This window comes from Vibrio sp. Isolate32 (assembly GCF_022397955.1).
Lineage (GTDB): Bacteria > Pseudomonadota > Gammaproteobacteria > Enterobacterales > Vibrionaceae > Vibrio.
Genome location: NZ_JAKEUQ010000083.1, coordinates 1 through 681 on the forward strand (window position 1 = coordinate 1; position 681 = coordinate 681).

The window sequence follows — 681 nt, forward strand, 5'->3', positions numbered from 1 at the left end:
TACAACACCCAAGGGGTTTTGTGGACTCAATAGAAAGACAGACCTTGAATGCGTTTGAAGAGAACGAAAAACAGCTTTCCAGATTATTTTGCCTTCAGTGTTTAAAACTGGAAGTAAAAGCAAAATTTTGCTTGGCGACCATAGCATTGTGGACCCACCTGATTCCATGCCGAACTCAGAAGTGAAACACAATAGCGCCGATGGTAGTGTGGGGCTTCCCCATGTGAGAGTAGGACATCGCCAGGCTTCTATTTACTTTCATTTTTTAGAAAAATGAAAACAAAATAGCGACTTTGTCTACTAAGTAGACAAGTCACCATAGGGTTCTAAGTTTTCTTAGTATTTTATGTTGACTTTCAAAGTAGAAAGCGTATTATACGCGTCCTGCTTAAGTGCTAAGGCACTGAAAGCGTTCTCTTTTTAGAGAACAAGCTCTTTAACAATTTAAACCTATCAATCTGTGTGGGCACTCGTTGATGAATATCAAAACGTTTTATCGTTAGATAAAACAGATTCTTCGGAATCAAAATGATTTCAATGAACTGAGTGACCAATCGATAATTTATTATCGGCACAGTCAATTCATTACCATTCTGTTCCTATTTATTTAAGAAGAGAGGGGTAATAGCTTTAGAATTACATGTTCATTTTCGAATGAATATTAGTTTTGAAGTCAGTATT

At 36.7% G+C, this 681-nt stretch carries 1 rRNA gene; it reads left to right on the plus strand.

Annotated features, from left to right (window positions below):
- The first annotated feature begins 130 nt into the window (after positions 1 to 130).
- Positions 131 to 246: ribosomal RNA gene (gene rrf, locus L1D11_RS22520) — 5S ribosomal RNA — on the plus strand.
- The last annotated feature ends 435 nt before the right edge of the window (positions 247 to 681 follow it).